This is a genomic window from Yersinia sp. 1252 StPb PI, assembly GCF_048593885.1.
GTDB lineage: Bacteria > Pseudomonadota > Gammaproteobacteria > Enterobacterales > Enterobacteriaceae > Yersinia > Yersinia enterocolitica_E.
This window is the reverse complement of record NZ_JAZGQE010000461.1, coordinates 1-605: the sequence shown is the minus strand read 5'-3', so window position 1 is coordinate 605 and position 605 is coordinate 1. Positions and strand designations below refer to the sequence as shown.

Here is a 605-nt window from a genome sequence, read left to right as displayed (position 1 = left end):
AATAAAAAATAGTTTTGTGCTGTAAACAATCTCTTATCATTTTTAAAAGACACGTAAAAAACACTCGTAATAACCACAGCTACAATTAAAACTATAGCAAGAGTTAGCATATCACTAAGATAATGATAGAAGCTAAAAACTAATGGGTAAATTAATGCTCTGGCACCGGAGAACTCGATAAAAGCTTGCAAGTTAACAGGAAGATCTGCACCACCTTTATCGTTGATTGCAGTTCCGGAGATTAGTAATATAGACGAGAAAGCGAGCAGTAAACTAATGAGTAATAGTGTCAGATAATACGTATTTCGCTCAAAGTAATAACGTGCCCCACAGATAAATGAAAAGATAAGAACAATACCAATGCCGACTGGAAAAGTTAAGCAAGAAATAAAGGTGAAGATAAAAATAGCCGATACTGATATTGAGCTCTTACGACTAAAAATCAGTGAAGATAATAATATAACTTGCATTACAGGAAAGATAAAACCAAGATTAAGGATCCTCCCATATATCTCATTGCCATCAAGACCAACAGGCATTAGATATACTGCAACCATAATAGCAAAAATGCTAATTCTAGATATTCTTTTATAGAATGTTAATAC

1 protein-coding gene is annotated in these 605 nt (G+C 33.1%); it reads right to left on the bottom strand.

The genetic code is table 11. From position 1 onward, the window contains the following. Nucleotides 1-605 (bottom strand): hypothetical protein (locus tag V2A85_RS24320; protein WP_420072637.1); only part of this gene is annotated, 605 nt, incomplete at both ends.